Origin of the sequence: Ilumatobacter sp. (genome assembly GCF_046290335.1) — a bacterium.
Taxonomy (GTDB): domain Bacteria; phylum Actinomycetota; class Acidimicrobiia; order Acidimicrobiales; family Ilumatobacteraceae; genus Ilumatobacter_A.
Window position 1 is genome coordinate 1,615,690 of sequence record NZ_JBKAGH010000001.1, and the last position, 20,117, is coordinate 1,635,806.

Annotated in this window: 5 protein-coding genes; all 5 read right to left on the bottom strand. The window is 67.4% G+C overall.

All coding sequences use genetic code 11. From position 1 onward, the window contains the following. Nucleotides 1-29 precede the first annotated feature (29 nt). The 5 genes from cysN to ACE37B_RS07350 all read right to left on the bottom strand — a co-directional run bounded on the left by cysN (nucleotide 30) and on the right by ACE37B_RS07350 (nucleotide 20,099). A complete protein-coding gene (gene cysN, locus ACE37B_RS07330) occupies nucleotides 30-1,964 on the bottom strand; it encodes a sulfate adenylyltransferase subunit CysN (RefSeq protein ID WP_409922620.1) in 1,935 nt (644 codons plus the stop codon). Then, nucleotides 1,964-2,896, bottom strand: coding sequence for a sulfate adenylyltransferase subunit CysD (cysD, locus tag ACE37B_RS07335; RefSeq protein WP_409922621.1), 933 nt, complete (start codon nucleotides 2,894-2,896; stop codon nucleotides 1,964-1,966). Before cysD ends, cysN begins: the two co-directional genes overlap by 1 nt. Before the next feature lie 239 nt (nucleotides 2,897-3,135). Further along, complete coding sequence (locus ACE37B_RS07340; RefSeq protein WP_409922622.1) at nucleotides 3,136-3,600, bottom strand: RrF2 family transcriptional regulator; 465 nt, start codon at nucleotides 3,598-3,600, stop codon at nucleotides 3,136-3,138. 88 nt (nucleotides 3,601-3,688) lie between these two features. Beyond that, on the bottom strand, nucleotides 3,689-4,657 hold the full coding sequence (locus ACE37B_RS07345) for a tyrosine-protein kinase family protein (protein ID WP_409922623.1): 969 nt from the start codon (nucleotides 4,655-4,657) through the stop codon (nucleotides 3,689-3,691). An 82-nt stretch (nucleotides 4,658-4,739) separates the two neighbouring features. Beyond that, the gene (locus ACE37B_RS07350; RefSeq protein WP_409922624.1) at nucleotides 4,740-20,099 is read right to left on the bottom strand and encodes a LamG-like jellyroll fold domain-containing protein; all 15,360 of its coding nucleotides are present in this window, start codon (nucleotides 20,097-20,099) and stop codon (nucleotides 4,740-4,742) included. Nucleotides 20,100-20,117 lie beyond the last annotated feature (18 nt).

Sequence of the window (20,117 nt, forward strand, 5' to 3'; positions counted from 1 at the left end):
CTACGTGTCTCGTGTCGGGAGCGTCCGACTCAGTTGATGAGCCCTCGCTCGCGAAGCGCTGCGACGATGAGATCGGCGGCGTCTTCGGCCGACACGGCCTGGGTGTCGATGTACACCTCGGGCGTAGACGGCGGTTCGTACGGCGAGTCGATCCCGGTGAAGTTGACGAGCTGACCCGAGCGAGCTTTCGCATACAACCCCTTCGGGTCGCGCGCTTCGGCGACTTCGACCGATGCGTCGACGTGCACCTCCACGAACTCGTCGTCGGCGACGCGTTCGCGCGCCAACTGGCGTTCAGCCCGGAACGGCGAGATGAACGAGGCGAGCACGACGAGTCCAGCATCGACCATCAGCGCGCTGACCTCGGCGATCCGTCGAATGTTCTCGACGCGATCGACGTCGGTGAAGCCGAGATCGCGGTTGAGTCCGTGACGAACGTTGTCGCCGTCCAGGAGATACGTGCGCACACCGAGCGTGTGCAGCTTCGACTCCACGATGTTGGCGATCGTCGATTTCCCCGAGCCCGACAGACCGGTCAACCACACGACGCCGGGACGGTGACTGTTCATCTCGGCCCGAGCCGCCTTGTCGACCTTGACGTCTTGCCAGTGGATGTTCTGCGACCGGCGGAGCGCGAAGTGCAACAGGCCCGCGCCGACGGTGTTCTGGGTCAGCTTGTCGATGATGATGAACCCACCGGTGTCACGGTTGCGCGAGTACGCATCGAAGGGCACGGGGCGGTCGAGGCTGATGTTGCAGACCCCGATCTCGTTGAGTTCGAGCGTCGACGCCGCCAGATGATCGAGCGTGTTCACGTCCACCCGATACTTCGGGTTGCCGACCGTGACACCGACGGTTCGGGCGCCGATCTTCATGAGGTACGGACGTCCGGGAAGCATCGCGTCCTCGTGCATCCAGACGATGTGCGCTTCGAACTGGTCGGCGACTTCGGTCGGGTCGTCGGCGGCGCAGATGACGTCGCCGCGCGACGCGTCGATCTCGTCGGTGAGCGTCAACGTGATCGACTGCCCGGCGATCGCTTCGTCGAGGTCGCCGTCCATCGTCACGATGCGATCGACGGTCGACGTCGTCCCCGACGGCAGCACGCGGACCCGATCACCGGGACGGACCGTGCCGCCGACGATCTGGCCGGAGAACCCGCGGAAGTCGAGGTTCGGGCGATTCACCCACTGCACCGGCAGCCGGAACGGTTGCTCGGCGCGCTCGTCGTCGACGCGCACCGTTTCGAGGTATCCCATCAGCGTGGGGCCGTGATACCAGTGCGTGTTCGGGCTGGGCTCGGTGATGTTGTCGCCCTTGAGCGCAGACAGCGGGATGAACGTGACCGCTCCCCCGTCGATGTCGAGACCGATCCGCTCGGCGAACTCGAGGTACTCCTCGCGGATCGAGTCGTAGACGTCCTCGGCGTAGTCGACCAGATCCATCTTGTTGATCGCGATGACCACCCGCTTCAGGCCGAGCAGCGAGACCAGGAAGCTGTGCCGTCGCGTCTGGGTCAACACGCCCTTGCGCGCGTCGACGAGGATGATCGCCGCGTCGGCGGTGGATGCGCCGGTGACCATGTTGCGCGTGTACTGCTCGTGGCCGGGGGTGTCCGCGACGATGAACTTGCGCTTGTCGGTGGTGAAGAAACGGTAGGCGACGTCGATCGTGATGCCCTGTTCGCGCTCGGCCGACAGACCGTCGAGCAGCAGCGCGAAGTCGAGGTCACCGCCCTGCGTGCCGACCTTGGCCGAGTCCACTTCGAGCGCGGCGAGGTGATCTTCGAACACGAGATGCGACTCGTAGAGCAGCCGCCCGATGAGCGTCGACTTGCCGTCGTCGACCGAGCCGCAGGTGATGAATCGCAGCAGCGACTTGTTCTGGTTTGCGTCGAGGTACGCCTGGACGTCCTCGGGCACCGCAGTGGTGCTCGCCGTACTGGTTCCGGTGGGCGCAGTCATCAGAAATGGCCTTCCTGCTTCTTCTTCTCCAAGGACGAGACGCCGTCGTGATCAGCGACTCGGTTCTGACGTTCGGACGTGGTCGCGAGGAACAGTTCGCGGATGATCTCGGGCAGCGAGGCGGCACTCGACTCGATCGCGCCAGTGATCGGATAGCAACCGAGGGTGCGGAACCGCACGAGGCGCATCTCGGGCTCCTCGTTCGGTTCGAACCGGAACCGGTCGTCGTCGATCACGATCAGCGAGCCGTCGCGTTCGACGACCGGACGCTCCTTCGCGAAGTACAGCGACACCAGCGGGATGTTCTCCAGGTGGATGTACTGCCACAGATCGAGTTCGGTCCAGTTCGACAGTGGGAACACGCGGATGCTCTCGCCCGGGCTGCGGCGGCCGTTGTAGAGGTTCCACAGCTCCGGGCGCTGGCGCTTCGGATCCCACTGATGCTGCGGCGAGCGGATCGAGAAGACTCGCTCTTTCGCGCGCGACTTCTCCTCGTCGCGGCGCGCGCCACCGAAGCAGAGGTCGTATTTCTTCTCGTCGAGCAGTTGCTTGAGGCCTTCGGTTTTCCAGAGGTCGGTGTGCAGCGCCGAGCCGTGGTCGAACGGGTTGATGTCACGCTCGATGCAGTCGGGATTGTGGTGCACGACGAGGTCCATGCCGAGCTGCTCGGCGGTGGCGTCACGGAACGTGTACATCTCCTGGAACTTCCACATCGTGTCGACGTGGACCAGCGGAAACGGCGGCGTCGACGGGTAGAAGGCCTTGACGGCCAGGTGCAACATGACCGAGCTGTCCTTGCCGACCGAGTACAGCATCGCCGGGTTGCTCGCCTCGGCGACCGCCTCGCGCATGATCTGGATCGCCTCGGCCTCGAGCCGCTGCAGGTGCGTGAGGCGACCGGCGCTCGGCGCTGCCGCGCTCTCCGACGGCATCACGGCTGCCCTACTCGTCGTATTCTCTACCATAGCGGTGGAGAATACGCACATTCCGACGAGATCGCAACACGACGCCCCGCCTCGACACGTGGGGTCAGACCCCAGCCGTTCAACACGTGGGGTCAGACCCCAGCCGTTCAACACGTGGGGTCAGACCCCAGCCGTTCAACACGTGGGGTCAGACCCCAGCCGTTCAACACGTGGGGTCTGACCCCAGGTGTTGGTCGGGGTGTTGGTCAGCCGTGGCGGGATCGGGTGTCACGTTCGTATTCGGCAGCGAGCTCGACCACATACGACGGCAGTTCACCCGACACCAGGTCGGCGACGCTCACCGTTTCGAGCACCCGGCGCAAGCTCCCGCGGATCGCCATCCAGACCTGCGGTAGCGCCTCGGCAGGTGCCGCGTACGACAGGTCGCGCAAACTCTTGTCGTGCACATCGGCCAACGGTCCGTCGATGGCTCGGAACACGTCGGCCAGCGTGATGTCGCTCGCCGGCCGCGACAGCGTGAACCCGCCATCGGGCCCACGCTTCGAGCGGATCAGTTCGGCCCGCTTCAAGTCGCGCAAGATGTCGAGCAGGTACTTGAGCGAGATGTCGTGCGTCGTGGCGATCACCTCCGCCTTCACCGACGAACCATCACTGGAAGCCAACGACGCCATCGCCCGCACCGCGTTGTCGACTCGCTCCGAGATCCGCATCAGCGACCCCCGACCGTGTCGATTCGCCTCGTGTCGATTCGCCTCGTGTCGATTCGGCTCGTGTCGATCCGCGTGACGGCGGGCGCTGTCACATCGTCACCAGGATCGATCCGAACACGTCGACGCCGGCGTCGTCGAGCGTCTGGAAACACCGCTCGACGGCGTCGGCCCGCGACTCGCTCGTCACCACCGTGAGCGTGCGGGTGGCCTGGGCTGCCAGGTCGAGCGACACTCGGTCGAGCCCGACCGGTGGCGCTGCGATCAGGACGTACTGGTAGTGCTCGGCCATCTGGACCAGCAGCCTTGTCATCAGCCGGCTGCGCCGGGGATCCTCTGGGACTTCGCCCGACAGATCGGATGGATCAGCCGCCGGCTCCCCCACGCCCGCCGAGTAGATCGCGAGCCGGTGCGTTGCGCCGAGCTCGACGAGGCGTACCACGTCTTTGGGTTGTGCCCCGCCGAGGATGTCGCACAACCCGGGAGCGACCCGCTGCTCGAAGTACCGGTGCAGCGTCGGCTCGGCGAGGTCGACGTCGAGCAGTGCGACACGGTGTCCGGCGAGTGTCAACCCAATGCCGACGTGCGCGACCGCGGCCGCACTCGCAGGTCCGCGTTCGATGGCGGCGACGTGGATCAGGCCCGGCTCGATGTCGCGGTCGATGATCTGTGCGACCTGTCGGAACGCTTGCACCGAGCGAGACGAGCGGCTGGTGTGGGCGGCGCCGGTTCCGGGCAGGTCGACATCACCCGAGCGGGTGACGGCGAGCACGCGGCGTGCCGACACGACGTCGAGCACCGCAGCGGTCGATCGAGACCCCGACGAATCCGATGCCCCCTCGACGTCGTTGGCGAGATCGAGTGCCAGCACGCCGAGCAGACCGATCGTGCCGCCGAGCACCAGCACGAGCAGCATCGACCACGCGCTCAGCGAGACATCACGGGCACCGGCGACCACGGAGGTGGTCGCCGCCACCACCACGACCGCCAGCGCGATCGGCGACCAGCGGGGAAGCGACCGCAGCAGATCCGTTGCCGGGGACGGGTCGATGATCGCCATGACAGGCGTGAGCGTACTTCGACGCCACCGAGCCCGACCAGCACCGCGTCCGACCGAGAGGCTGACGCGACGGGGTCGATCGCTACGAACGCAGGATCGGACCGAGTGTCGTGACGGGCTCGTCGCTCACGTAGCGACGGGCTCGCACATCGTCGACGACGACCTCGCCGCTCGACAACGCGCCGACTCGGACACCGAACGAGCCGCGATCCGCCGGCGCGCTGTGCGCGGTCGGGGCGAGCGCTTCGACTCCGTCGACGACGACCCGACTCCGACCCAGTTCGTCGGTGAGGATCTCCACCCTCGTCCACACACCGGGCGCGATCGAGGTGCCGGTCGTCGCATCGACCGTGCGATCGCCGCCGCGATTCGTCGCGAGGTCGACGTCGCCGACCGTGATCCCCGCCTCGTACTGATCGGTCGGCGCGGTGCCGGTGATCGTTCCCGACGCTGCCTCGGTGGTGGCCGGGTCGCTCACGAACCACCACGCCTCGAACGCGATGCCGGGTTCGTCGACGCCCCGCGCGGTCGCCCACGCATCGGCCCCGGCGACCGTCGCTGGGGCCGCCAGCGCGTGCGAACCCGATCGGACGGTTCCGGTCGTGGTGGTCCACGAACCCGGCACCGACGTCTGCGGCGCGCCGAGCGTCACGAACCGGTCGGCTTCGGTCACGTTGGCGAACTCGGTCAGGATCCATTCGGGTGATCGCGCGACGCGGGAGATGCGCACGTTGTCGATGCGTCCGTCGAGCCCGTTGGCCGCCGACTCGGTGTTGCCGACCACCAAGCTCGCCGATACGTCGGTCGCCAGTGGGCCGACGGCCGGGGTGTTGTCCACCGGGGCACCGTCGACGTACAGCGTCACCACGCTGCCGTCCCAACTCGCAGCGACCTGGTGCCAGGCACCGAGGCCGACGGTTCCGCCCGTCACCTCGACCTGCGTGCCGCCGACGTGGAGGCGAGCGGTCGGCGTCGTCCCGGACACGAACACGTCGAGGATCGCGGTGCCACCGGCCTGTCGAGACACGAGCCGTGGCGTGCCCGCTGACGTGTCCAGCCGGATCCAACCCGACACGCTCAACTCACCGCTGGTGACGTCGAACGTCGGCGCGGTGAGCCGCTCGGTGGAGCCGTCCAGTTCGACGGCGTTCGCCGTGATGCCCGCGGCGGGCACCGCTGCGTCGGCGCCGCCGAGCGCGTCGAGCGTGCCGAGTCGTCCGCTGTGTTCGGTGAACGCGGCGCCTGCGGGCAGGGCGGCGACGGCCAAGGAGAACTCCGACGTCGCGCCATACAGACCTGCGCCGAGCGATTGGGTCGTCGTGGCGGTGATGACGTTGCCCGCGCCAGCCGGGAACGACGCGACGAAGGAGCGGTCCCCGCCACCCGGATGGCTGACCATCGCGGCGTGGACGAACACCTCGCCCGCGCCGTAGCCGGATGGTCCGGACGCGTCGTTCGCGAAGAACTCGATCCGGTAGTCGCCCGGCGGCACGTCGAGGTCGTAGCCGACGGTGACGACGCCATCGACCTCGTCGACCGTGCGGAGGACGGGGAAGTTGAGCAGATCGTTCGGTCCGCTGTCGACGTCGCCGGGGTCGTTGGCGGTCACTCCGTCGTTGAGCAAGTCGATGCCCCAGCCGAACGAGTTGTCGATGTGGTTGCCGAGCAGCGTCGCGGACGAGTCGTTGGCATTCGCATCGACCAAGACCGATTTCCAGGCTCTGGCGATGCGGTTCCCCTCGCCGACACCGGTGCCGCCGACGAGCGTTGCGTTGGCACCGTCGTAGCTGACGACGCCGAATCCGACCAACGCCGGGCTGGGCGCGCCGCCCGTGAGGTAGCCCATCTCGTTGCCCTGCACGATCGTTCCGCTCACGTCCACGCCAGCGATCGAGAGGTGCGAGTAGGTCTGGTCCACGAACAGGTTTCGATCGGCAGCCGACGGGCCACCGATGCGGGTGTCGGCGCTCACCCCGAACACGGCGATGCCCACGTTGTTCGGCACCGTCACCAGACCTTCGGTGTCGCTGCCGAAATGGTTGCCGACGATGACGCTGTTCGACGATGACGAGACCAAGATGGACTCGGCGCCATCGCCGACGAATCCGTTGATCGCGAGGCCACGGATCTCCGAGCCGGACGAACCCGCGGTGAGCCAGATGCCGTCACTGCCGGTGAGCAGCGAGGCGCCGGACAGCTGGACCGCGAGCCGTGAGTTCATCGGATCCGGGAAGGTCGCCGTGTTGACGACGGTGCCAGGCTGCGTCGTCGCGTCGATGGTCACCCGTGCCGTCACCGGCGGCAGCGGGACCGCGGGAGCGATCGTCCACACGCCGCCCGCATGACCGGCGTCGGAGGTCGGGATGTCGAAGTGGATGGTCGCCCGACCGATGGCGTTGGCCTCCTCGATCGCTGCTCGCAAGGTGCACTCCGGATCGCCACCGACGAGCGGTCCACCGGTGTCGCACACGCCATCTCCGGGATTCGCGTCGCCCGTGTCACCGGTCGAGTTGACCGTGATCGCGTCGAACGTCACCCAGTGCGCCGGTTCGCGCGTGATCAACCACGGATTGAGGAGACCGTCGGCGTTCGAGGCGAAGGTCTCCAGTGGCGTCCCGTCGAACGCGTAGCGGCTGATCGTCTCGTCGAACTCGCTGCCGACCAGGAACGTGCCATCCGGTTCGACGGCGAGACCGAACGCCGTCGAGGGGGTCGCCACCGTCTCGATGAACGCGCCGGTGGCGCCGTCGTAGCGGTCGAGACGGCCTGTGTTGCGGCCGATGAGGTAGAGGTCTCCATCCGGGGCGAACCCTGCGGCGGTCGGCTGCGCGGCGACCCCCGTGGCGAACGCGCCGAGCGGCGTGCCATCGACCGGATCGAAGCGAACGACCGAGGTGCCGACCCAGTTGACGACGTACAGGTTGCCATCGGGTCCATAGGTCATCCCGATCGGGCCGTCGAGGCCGCCGGTTCCCGCAGGAGCGAACGAACCGAGATGCGCGCCGCTGACACCGTCGTACCGTTCGATGGAGTCGCTGAAGTAGCTCGCGACCAGAAGCGAGCCGTCGGGGGCGATCACCATGTCCGCCGCACCTTCGAGACCGCCTGACCCCGATGCCACGAACGTGTCGACGTGCGCACCGCTCGACGGGTCGAACCGAACGACCGAGTCCGACACGAAGTCCGACACGTAGAGCAGGCCGTCCGGCGCCACCAACACCCCAGCGACTTGGTCGAGCGGTGGGGTCATGGGGAACGTGAAGACGTTGTTCCCGGTGATGCCGTCGAGCTGGATGGCCTGACCGAGTGCGAAGTCAGCGACGAACACGTCACCCGCCCGCCAGATGCCGTCCTCGTCGGTCACCGCCACGCGGATCGGCATCGGCTGGAAGCTCGCGTACGTGTGGCTGGCCGTCGACGGGTTGCCGGCGATCGTGTCGAACGTGCCATCGCCCCAGCTGATGTGCCACGCCGTGACGGTGTCGTCGCCGGGGTCGCTCACCGAGAGGTCGAGCGTGAACGTCGCGCCGGGCGAGATGGTCGAGGGGCCGGTGGCCGCGATGGTGGGGGGCGTGTCGGCAACGGTCACGGTCGTCGCCGCGATATCGGACGCGCCGTTGCCGTCATCGACGCTCACAGCGATCGGGTACACACCGTCGTCGTCGACGCCGTACGACGCGAGCGCCGACCACGGCACTGCGGGAGACGCACCGAACACGTCGTCGAACAGCCCGTCGTTGTCCAGATCCCACCCGTACGTGAGCGTGTCGAGGTCGGCGTCGGTCGAGCCACTCGCGTCGATCGGCAGAGCGTCGCCCTCCGCGATCGCATACGGACCGCCGGTGTCGGCGACCGGCGCAACGTTCGGGCCTGCGAGATCGATCACGAACACCGCGCCTCGATTCTCGGCGCCGACGACGATGCCGATGGTGCCGTCGCCGTCGAGATCGCCGACGGACGACACGCTACGCCCGAAACTGTCCCCGCCGAGGAGCGGACCGGTGAATCCGCCGCTCGTCGACGAGATCTTGCTGTTCGCGACGACCGTCCCATCGGTGTCGAGCGACAAGATGTGCACGGCGCCGCGTCCCGAGCCACCGTCGCCGTCTCCGGGCGCACCGACGAGGAGTTCCTTGGTGCCGTCGCCGTCGAGGTCCCCGACGCTGGCGATCCCGCTGCCGAACTGGTCGGCGTCATCGAGTGTGGCCGAGAATCCACCGGTGAGATCGGCGATCTTGTGGCTCGCTCGCACGGTGCCGTCCGCGTTGAGGAACAGCACGTACACCGCACCGCGGTTCGACCCGCCCGTGTCGTCGCCGTTCGCTCCGACGGCGAGATCGACCACGCCGTCGTTGTCGAGGTCACCGGCCGCGCCGACGGCCGATCCGAACGAATCGAAGTCGGCCAGCAACGCACCGAGACCGCCCTGTGAACTCGAGATCTTCTGTTCGGCCCGCACGGAGCCGTCCGCGTTGAGGAACAGCACGTAGGCGGCGCCTCGCCCGCTGCCTCCGTCGTCGTCGCCGTAGGCGCCAACCACGAGATCCTCGATGCCGTCACCGTCCACGTCGCCGGGAGCTGCGAGCGCGGCACCGAAGAAGTCCGATGGATCGAGCGTCGCACTCAGGCCACCGGACGTGGCCGAGATCTTCTGTTCGTCGCGCACCGTGCCATCGGCGTTCAGGAACAGCACGTACACCGCACCGGCGTTGAGCGCACCGTCGTCGTCGATGACGGTGCCGACGGCGAGTTCGTTTCGGCCGTCGCCGTCGAGGTCACCGAGTCCGGTGATCGACCACCCGAACACGTCGACATCGTCGAGCGGACCGACCAGTCCCCCCTCCGTGGACGAGATCTTCTGCTCGACCCTGACGGTGCCGTCGGCATTCAGGAACAGGACGTAGATCGCGCCTCGGTCCTGCCCGCCGTCGTCGTCGTAGGGGGCGGTCACTGCGATGTCGACGATCCCGTCTCCGTCCACGTCGCCCACCGAGGTGGCTCCCTTGCCGAACAGGTCGGTGGCCTCGATCGGACCGGTGAACCCGCCGACCAGCGACCCGATCTGTTGTTCGGTGGCGACCCTCACACCGGTCGGCGCTGTGGGCAGATCGAGGTAGTCGGGTTGGCCGTCGTGGTCGCTGTCGAGTGCGTCGCGGGGGTCGCCGTCACCGTTGGGGTCGGCGTTCTCGGCGAGCGTCGCGAACCCGTCGCCGTCGTCGTCGGCGTCGAGGTAGTTCGGGATGCCGTCGCCGTCGGTGTCGCCGTAGGGCACCTCGAACACGTCACACAGTCCGTCGCCGTCGGAGTCGACGCAGCGAGCCTGCGAGAACTCCGACGTCGAGCCGAAGGTTCCGGCGCCGAGGTCCTCGGTCGCCGTGGCGGTCACCATGTCGCCACCCGGCCAGGCGAAGCTCGCCGTCAAACCCGCCGGACCGAACCCGGCGTGACTCACCGTCTCGGCGTGCACGAACTCCTCACCCTCGCCGAACCCGGTCGGGTCGGCACCGGAGGGATTGGCGAAGAACTCGACGCGGTAGTTGCCGGCCGGCACGTCGAGCGTGTACACGACATCCGCCGTGCCCGTCGTGACGGTCACCGACGAGATCTCCGGGAAGTTGAGCAGATCGTTGGCGCCGGTGTCGACGTCACCGGCATCGTTCGGTGTCATGTCCGCATCGCCGAGATCGATGCCGAGACCGCCAGGCTCTCCCTTGCCGTAGATCGAGTTGCCGAGGATGACGTTACCGCTGCCCGCCGAGGTGAACACCCGCACGCCGTCGAACTGCGCGGAGTTGGTGTTGGCCACGACGTTCCCGTCGCCAGGAGTGATGCCGCCGATCAGGTTGTTCGACGCTCCGCCATCGAGGGCGACCGCATGCGACGCGTTCGGCGCCGGACTCGTCCCATCGACGCCGACGCCGATCAGGTTGTTCTGGACGGTCGTGCCACTGGTCGCTCCCACGATCGAGAGGCCGTGCAGGTCGTTGAAGCCGATGACGTTGGCTGCCACCAGCGTGTCGTCCGCGCCACCCAACACGACGATGCCGTTGCCGGTGTTGCCGACGTCGGACGATCCGTCGGCCCCGACACCGAGGTGGTTGCCGACCACCTGCGTGCCGTCGACCGCCTCACCGCTGACATTGATGCCGTTGGCGGTACCGCCGATGACGTTGCGGTCCGCTGGAGTCGGGCCGCCGATGAGGTTGCCGGTGCCGCCGCTGACGTAGATGCCGGCGCCGTTCGGAATCGGGTCGGAGACGTTGCCGGTGGCGTCGGTACCGATCCAGTTGCCGGCGATCGTGTTGCCGCTGGTGGTGATCTGGATGCCGTCACCGCCCGGGTAGCCGCCGATCACGAAGCCCCGGATCTCGGAACCGCCGCTGCCCGCTCCGAGGAAGAATCCGTCGCCACCCGTGACCGCCGACCCGTCGAGGACGACGATCGGGTCGCCAGCCCAGCCGGGTTGTGTCGTCGCGTCGATGGTCACCGGAGCGGAGATGACCGGGGTGCCCGACGCCGTGTCGGGGGCCGCGATCGTCCAGGTGGGGCCGGCACCGGGGATCGCGAAGTGGATCGTGTCGATGGTCGGGTGCGCGTTGGCTTCTGCGATCGCGGCGCGCAGGGTGCACTCGCCCGGCGTCGAGGTCTCGCAGACGCCATCGCCCACCGCCACGTCCCCGGCCGTGCCGGTCGAGTTCACCACGACGATCGGCGACGCGGTCGCGACGACGGTGACGGCCGCAGAGAACTCCGAGGTCGAGCCGAACGCTCCGCCGCCGAACTCCTCGGTGGCGGTCAGGGTGACGCGGTCGCCCCAACCTCCGCCGTAGGTGACGACGAAGCTCTCCGTGCCGCCACCCGTGTGGACGACGGTCGCGGAACCGACGACTACCTCACCCTCGCCGTAGCCCGAGGGGTCGGTGCCCGACGGGTTGGTGAAGGCTTCGATGCGATACGTGCCTGCGGGAACGTCGAGGTCGACGTCGACGGTGACCGTGCCGCCCGATTCGCTCGCCGACGTGATCACGGGGAAGTTGAGCAGGTCGTTGACCCCGCCGTCGACGTCGTTCGCGTCGTTCGGCGTGACCCCGTCGCCGAGGAGGTCGATGCCGAGCGCCGCGTTGCTGTGGATCGAGTTGCCCAAGACCGCGATGTCGTCGGTCAGGCTGTCGAAGATCGAGATGCCCTCGTCGCCGTTGTGGGCGATCGTGTTGCCGTCTCCCACCCCGGTGCCGCCGATGCGGACACCGACGCTGGCCCCGAAGTTGACGGTGATGCCGTCGCCGACGTTGCCGAGCGGTGTCGTGCCGTCGGAGCCCACCCCGATCAGGTTGCCGGTGAAGGTCGAGCCGTCGGAGCCGAGCACCTGCACACCGTCGCCGCTGTTGCCCGAGATGACGTTGTCGATCACGACGGTGTCGACGGCGGTGTTGAGGTCGAGGCCCTCGTCGCCGTTGCCGCGTGCGAGGAGGCCGGTGACGTCGGTGCCGAGCAGGTTGCCCTGCACGACGTTGTCGTCCGACCACAGCAAGATGCCCTCGCTGACGTTGCCGGAGATGACGTTGCCGTCGTTCGGCCCCGGGCCGCCGATGAGGTTCGCGTTCGCACCCTCGTTGGCGACGATGCCGTCGTCGGCGACACCGGCGATCGTCGTACCGTCGGCGGCGAGCCCGATCCAGTTCCCGGCGATCGTGTTGCCGCCGTTGGTCCCGATGTCGATCCCGTCGCCGTTGAACGAGACGATGACGAAGCCTCGGATCTCGGTCGAGCCCGCCGCGATGTTGAACCCGTCGGCGAACGTGGCGGCTGAGCCGTCGATGACGACGACTGGGTCGCCCGACCAACCTGGCTGGGTCGTTGCGTCGACGACGACGGGCGCGGTCACGACTGGGAGCTGGCTGTTCGGCGCAATGGTCCAGATCGGACCGGGGCCGGGAATGTCGAAATGGATCGTGTCGAGCGCAGGGTTGACGTTGGTCTCGGCGATGGCGGCGCGCAGGGTGCACTCGCCCGGCGTCGCGGTTTCACACACACCGTTACCCGGGTTGACGTCCGGAGCGTCACCCGTCGAGTTGACGACGACCGGTGCACGCGAGAGATCGAGGATGTACACCGCACCGCGGTCGGGGCCGCCATCGTCGTCGAGGTCGGCGCCGACGACGATGTCGTTGGTGCCGTCGCCGTCGAGGTCGCCGATACCGGTGACCGAAGCACCGAAGTAGTCGTTGTCGTCGAGGGTGGCGGTGAGGCCGCCTTCGAGGTCGGAGATCTTCTGCTCTGCCTTGACCGTGCCGTCGGGGTTGAGGTGCAAGATGTGGATGGCGCCGCGATTGGTGCCGCCGTCGTCGTCGAAGTGGGCGGCGACGGCGATGTCGTCGGTGCCGTCGCCGTCGAGGTCGCCGACACCGGTGACCGAAGCACCGAAGTAGTCGGAGTCGTCGAGGGTGGCGGTGAGGCCGCCTTCGAGGTCGGAGATCTTCTGCTCTGCCTTGACCGTGCCGTCGGGGTTGAGGTGCAAGATGTGGATGGCGCCGCGATTGGTGCCGCCGTCGTCGTCGAAGTTGGCGCCGACGACGATGTCGTTGGTGCCGTCACCATCGAGGTCGCCGACACCGGTGACCGAAGCACCGAAGTAGTCGTAGTCGTCGAGCGTGGCGGTGAGGCCGCCTTCGAGGTCGGAGATCTTCTGCTCTGCCTTGACCGTGCCGTCGGGGTTGAGGTGCAAGATGTGGATGGCGCCGCGATTGGTGCCGCCGTCGTCGTCGAAGTTGGCGCCGACGACGATGTCGTTGGTGCCGTCACCATCGAGGTCGCCGACACCGGTGACCGAAGCACCGAAGTAGTCGTAGTCGTCGAGCGTGGCGGTGAGGCCGCCCGCGAGGTCGGAGATCTTCTGCTCTGCCTTGACCGTGCCGTCGGGGTTGAGGTGCAAGATGTGGATGGCGCCGCGATTGGTGCCGCCGTCGTCGTCGAAGTTGGCGCCGACGACGATGTCGTCGGTGCCGTCACCATCGAGGTCGCCGACACCGGTGACCGAAGCACCGAAGTAGTCGGAGTCGTCGAGCGTGGCGGCGAGGCCGCCCGCGAGGTCGGAGATCTTCTGCTCTGCCTTGACCGTGCCGTCGGGGTTGAGGTGCAAGATGTGGATGGCGCCGCGATTGGTGCCGCCGTCGTCGTCGAAGTTGGCGCCGACGACGATGTCGTTGGTGCCGTCACCATCGAGGTCGCCGACACCGGTGACCGAAGCACCGAAGAAGTCGGAGTCGTCGAGGGTGGCGGCGAGTCCGCCCGCGAGGTCGCTGATCTTCTGTTCGTCGGCGATGGGTGTCGTACTCGGCCCGGCCTCGACATCGAGCCAATCCGGCTGTCCGTCCCAGTCAGAGTCGAGCGCGTCGCGAGGATCGCCGTCACCGTTGGGGTCGGCGTTCTCCGATGCGGTCGGCGTACCGTCACCATCGTCATCCGCGTCGAGGTAATTGGGGGTGCCGTCACCATCGGTGTCCGGCTCAGGGTTCGTCCCAGGGTCACCATCGGCGTCGGTGTTGGCGTCCTCTTCGCAATTCCACAGGCCGTCGTTGTCGGTGTCGACCTCGCACGGAGAGTCGGCGAGGTTGTTGATGTTGATCGTGACGGTCTCGGTGTAGGAGAGGCCGGTGTTGTCGGTGACGCGGATGGAGATGGTGTGGGCGGTGGCGGATTCGTAGTCGAGGTCGGCGCCGGTCCTGACCCGGAGTGCGGTGCCGATGATCTCGAAGTCGGGGTCGCCGCCGGGGATGTCGTAGGTGAGGATGTCACCGGTGTCGGGATCGGTTCCGGTGATGGTGGCCACGATGGTGCCGGGGGTGGCGTTCTCGTCGACCCGGGGGCCAGACAGCGTGAAGATGCGCTGTTCGAGAACCCCAGCTGAGGTGTTGTTCCAGGATGCAGTGATGGTGCCATCACCGGCGATGTCGAGGGTGGGGTTGGTGCGGTACGTGTTGTTGTTGTTGTGGGATCCCGAATCGAGGCTGATCATGAAGAAGGGGACGGCCCCGCCGGAGACGATTTGGGGGAGGTGCGGGACGAAGGCGCCGTCGGCGTCGTGGTAGAAGCCCACCACGACGCCGCCATGGTTTCCGTTGCCGATGTAGCCATTGGCTCGGACGGCGACGAGGAATCCGCCATTGGGGTGGGCGGCGACAACGGCCTCGGGGGCGGTGCCGAACAGGTCGCCGGAGTCGGCGTAGTCGAGGATGGTGACGGTGTCCACGAGAGTGGTGTCGGCTTCGCGGATCGTGGCGGTGACGACGTTTCCGGCGATGCCGAGGTCGACGGTGCGGCCTCCGGCGAGGGTGACCGAGGTGTCGGTCGAGCCGGTTTGGGCGCCGATCGTGGTGACCGGGTTGTCGTTCACGGTGTGGCTGGACGGGTTCAACGCCAGATCCATCGGCGGACTCTGGTCGAGAGACAGGTCGAGGATGTAGACGGCGCCGCGGGAGTTGCCCCCGTCGTCGTCGTACGCGGCACCGACGACGATGCCGATGGACCCGTCGCCGTCGAGGTCACCGATCCCGGCCACCGAGTACCCGAATCGGTCGCTGTCGTCGAGTGGGGCGGCGAGATCGCCGGTCGTGTCGCTGATCTTCTGTTCGGCACGCACGGTGCCATCGGCGTTCAAGAACAATACGTACACCGCGCCGCGGTCGGTGCCGCCGTCATCATCGACAGAGGCACCGACGACGAGGTCGGGGACACCGTCGCCGTCGACGTCACCGATCCCGGCCACCGACAACCCGAACAGGTCCGAGTTGTCGAGCGTCGCGGCGAGACCACCGACGGTGTCGCTGATCTTCTGCTCGGCACGCACCGTGCCATCGGTGTTCAGGAACAGCGCGTGGACGGCGCCGCGGTCGTTGCCGCCGTCATCGTCGCCGTACGCGCCGGCCACGAGGTCGGACGTGCCGTCGCCGTCAAGGTCACCGACCGTCGCGACGGCCGAGCCGAAGTAGTCGCTGTTGTCGAGCGTCACGGCGAGACCACCGACGGTGTCGCTGATCTTCTGCTCGGCACGCACCGTGCCGTCGGCGTTCATGAACAACACGTACACGGCGCCGCGGTCGGTGCCGCCGTCATCGTCGCCGTACGCGCCGACCGCGAGGTCGGCAATGCCGTCACCGTCGACGTCACCCAGACCGGCGACCGCGAACCCGAACCCGTCGATGTTGTCGAGCGTGGCGGCGAGGCCACCAGCGGTGTCACTGATCTTGCGTTCCGAGCGAACGGTGCCGTTGGGATTCATCAACAGCACGTACACAGCCCCGCGGTCGGTGCCGCCGTCATCGTCGCCGTATGCGCCCACGGCGAGGTCGGGGGTGCCGTCGCCGTCGAGGTCACCGATCCCGGCCAACGAACTCCCGAACAGGTCCCAATTGTCGAGTGTGGCGGCGAGACCTCCGGCGGTGTCGCTGATCTTCTGCTCGGCGCGGACGGTGCCGTCGGCGTTCATGAACAGAATGTGGACTGCACCTCGATTGGCATCCGGAGGGACCCCGCCGTCGTCGTCGCCATAGGCGCCGACGGCAAGATCGACGACGCCGTCGCCGTCGAGGTCACCGACCGACACCGTCGAGTTGCCGAACCAGTCGAGGTTGTCCAGGGTCGCGGTGAGGCCGCCAACCAGGTCGGAGATCTTCTGCTCGTCGGCAACGGTGCCTGCCGTAGACATCGTCGGAGCGTCGAGGTAGTCGGGTTGGCCATCACGATCGACGTCGCGCGCGTCGCGGGGGTCGCCGTCGCCGTTCGGGTCCGGGTTCTCCGACGCCGTCGAGATGCCGTCGCCATCGTCGTCGGCGTCGAGGTAGTTCGGGGTGCCGTCGCCGTCGGTGTCGGGGCCCGGATCGGTGGTCGGGTCAGTGTCTCCGTCGCCGTTCCCGTCCTCCTCGTCATCGCACAGGCCATCGCCGTCGCCGTCACCGTCGCCGCACGCCACCGCGAAGGCGCTCGAGAAGTCCGAGGTGGAGCCGAACTCGCCTGCTCCCTCGTCGATGGTCAGTGTCGACGACACGAACCCGCCCCGGGCACCGACGACCGTCGCCGAATACGAGGCACTTCCTCCGGGGTGCACCACGGTCGCCGATCCCGCGAACCGCTCGCCTTCCCCGAATCCGGTCGGATCCGCCTCGGCATTGGTGAAGAACTCGACCCGGTAGGTGTTCGCCGGCGCCGACAACGCGTAGTCGACGTCGATCGTCGCTCCGTCCGAGGACGCAGCGTCGATGTTGGGAGCGGACAGCGAATCGTTGGCGGAGTTCAGCAGGGCAACACCGCGATAAAAGCTGTCTGCGATCGAGTTGCCGAGGATCGACCAACCCGACACGAGATCGACGATCACACCGTCGAGGTCGGCGTCGCGGATCTCGTTGTGCCGCAGGGTGCCGCCATCGGGATTCTGGTCGCCGTACATCAGCACCGAGTTGCCCAGCACCGAGTTGTCGGAGACGACGATGCCGACATCGCTGGGACTGGTCGCGATTTCGACACCCATGTCGCCGATCGTTCCGACGACGAGGTTGCCGGTGATCGTCACGCCGTCGACCGCCGAGCCGGGCGAGTAGAAGCCCGTCAGTTCGATGCCGCCACCTTCGTCCGTGCCAGCCTGACCGGTGGAGCGGATCTCGTTGCCCGAGATCGTCACGTTGGCGGGGTCGCCGTACACGTTGATCCCACGGTAGTTCTGGAAACCGATGAGGTTGCCGGCGATGGTCGAGTTCGACCCACCGGCGACGACGACACCGCCGGCACCGAAGCTGCGGTCGACGGCGCCGGGGTCCGTGAACGACGATGCTCGGGTCCCGATCACGTTGTCGGTCACGACCGTGTCTGCGCCCGACTGGATCCACACGTCGGAGTTGCCACCGAACATCGCCAAGCCGCTGATCACGACTCCGTCACTCTCGACCCGCAAGCCCTGTGCATCGAAGTCGAGTTCCACTTCCGGTGCCGGCACGCCGTCGATGGTCGGTTCGTCACCGGTGCCGGTGATGCCGTCCGGGCCGGTGCCGACCGATCGCGTGGCCCCGAGGACACCGGGGTTCGTGTCACCTCGGTTGACGGTCTGTGTGGCGCCGACGATCTCCACGGGCGAGGTGATCGCCAACACACTCGACGGCATGGCGATCGTCCACACGCCGGTCGCACCGTCGAAGCCGGCTTCGGTCAGCGGGATGTCGAACTCGATGCGATCCGCGTTGGTGTCGGCGTTCGCCTCGGTCAGCGCCGCGCGAAGCGTGCAGGCCGGCAACAACTCCGAGTTCAGCGTCCCGGTGTCACAGATCCCGTCGCCGGGCGCGACGTCGTCGAGATCGAGGGTGGAGTTCACCAACATCGGCAATGCCGGATCGAGCCCGGCGGCCCAGATGCTCGAACGCTCCAGCAACGCCAACCCGTCCGTGTTGAGCGTCGAGAACGTGACGCTCTGGAACGGGAGGAACACGCGGCGATTGGTCGCGGTGTTTCCCGAGGCGAGCTCGGAGCCGGTCTCGAACACGATGGGCGCCACCTGCGTCGGGGTGCCGGTTCGCTCACCGAGGACCTGCGCGCCCGCGGGAAGCGGAACGCTCCCGGCGTTCCAGAACGTCAACGACTGAGAGCTCGACAACACGGTGAGCGGTCCGGGCGCAAACGGATCGGTGACGTACTGCGTTGTGTCGACGACATCCAACTCGGACGCGAACACGCTGCCCGTCGAACTCGATCCTTCGTACATCAACGCGTTCCAGTGGCTACTGCTCGCAGCGACGATGCCGATGTCGAGTGTCCGCGCCTTCGTCGCGGTGCCCGGCACGGCGGTGTGACTGAGGTACATCAACGTGTTCGCCGCCGCTGCATCGTCGAACACGGCCTGAGCGGCATCGTCGTCGATCGCGCTCACCACATACCCGAGTTGTTCGTAGAAGGCTTTGTAGGCGGCGTCCTGTCCCAGGCCGAACCCGCCGTCGCCGGTCACCATCACCAGGTTGCCGACGTGCGCGGTCAAGTCGAGGACGTAGACCGCACCGTGGTCGTTGCCGACGGCGCCGTCGTCGTCGCGGAAGACACCGACGGCGAGGTCGACGGTGCCGTCACCGTCGAGGTCACCCAGGCCGGCGACACCGTGACCGAAGTTGTCGAAGTCGTCGAGCGGGCCGGTGAAGCCGCCCTGGGTGGACGAGATCGTATTTTCGGCGCGAACCGTTCCGTCGGCGTTCAGATAGAGCACGTAGACCCGTCCACGGTCGGAGCCGCCGTCGTCGGTGAGCCACGCACCCACTGCGATGTCGACGATTCCGTCGCCGTCGACGTCGCCGAGACCTGCGACCTCGATGCCGAACTGATCCGAGTCCTGGAGCGGACCGACGAACCCTCCCTCGAGCGTGGAGATCTTCTGTTCGGCCCTCACGGTCCCGTCCGTGTTGAGGAACAGGATGTAGACCGCGCCACGGTCGAGGCCGCCATCGTCGTCGCGAGGTACACCCACTGCGAGGTCGACGATGCCGTCGCCGTCGACGTCGCCGATGCCGGCCAGGCCGTTGCCGAAGGTGTCGGAGGCATCCAGTGGGCCCGTGAGACCTCCCGCCACCGCCGAGATCTTCTGTTCGGCTCTCACCGTGCCGTCGGTGTTGAGAAACAGAATGTACGCAGCGCCGCGATCGACACCGCCGCCGTCGTTGTCCGCCCACGCTCCGACGGCCAGGTCGACGACGCTGTCGCCATCGAGGTCACCGAGCTGGCTCACCGAGCTACCGAAGTTGTCGAAGTCGAGCAGGGTCGCCGCGAAACCGCCCGAGGTGTCGCTGATCTTCTGTTCTGCGCGCACGGTGCCGTTGGCGTTCAAGAACAGCACGTACACCGCGCCACGATCGGTGCCGCCGTCGTCGTCGCCCCAGGCCGAGACCGCCATGTCGACGAGGCCGTCGCCGTCGAGGTCACCCAGACCGGAGACGCTGAAACCGAACTGGTCCCCGTTGTCGATCGGTCCGACGAGACCGCCCTGCGTGCGACTGATCTTCTGCTCCGCACGCACGGTGCCGTCGTTGTTCAAGAACAACACGTAGACCGCTCCGCTGTCGACCCCTCCGTCGTCGTCACCACGAGCACCGACCGCAAGGTCGGTCACACCATCACCATCGACGTCGCCCAGGCTCGCCACGCTGATACCGAAGTGGTCGCCACCGGCGAGTGGAGCGGCCAGCCCGCCAGCGCTGGCGCTGATCTTCTGTTCGGCCTCCACCGCAGCCCAGATCGTCGAGTCCGAACGATCGGGAACTCCGGGCGACGACGGTTGCAACAGCGCCGCTCCGATGAGCGCTGCGATGGCGACGCCGATCAGGGCCAGCGCCGTCGACCGACCGTGATCGAGCGCGCGACGCCACCCCAGCCGGGCCCGGCTGGGGTGGGTCGTCGCGTGCTCGGCCACGGATGTCACCAGAGAAGCCTCGAACTC